Source organism: Serratia sp. HNCC26DJ244 (assembly GCF_057180565.1).
Map to the genome: position 1 here is coordinate 1 of NZ_JBXUGO010000153.1, position 271 is coordinate 271.

Sequence of the window (271 nt, forward strand, 5' to 3'; positions counted from 1 at the left end):
CGGGGTAAAGCTCCATTTACCGTCATCTTCTATCTTGGCGGTACCGATTTCCTTACCGTTATCATAGATGGTGACTGTACCGCCTGGTTCGCCGGTACCGTTCAGGTTTGGTGAGCGGTCATCGGTGGTATCACCCGGTTTCACTTCACCGGTCTTCTCACCCACGTTGTCGGTGATAACGATATCACCAGCCGGGTTAGGTACGGTGGTGTCAACATTAATACCGAAGCTGCCGCTTGGTGCGCTGACGTTATCTGCCGCATCCGTTGCG

The 271-nt window shown here is 53.9% G+C and carries 1 protein-coding gene; it reads right to left on the reverse strand.

Annotated features, from left to right (window positions below):
• Positions 1-271: Ig-like domain-containing protein (locus tag AC2A06_RS19040; RefSeq protein WP_484381324.1), on the reverse strand; the 271-nt coding region annotated here is incomplete at both ends.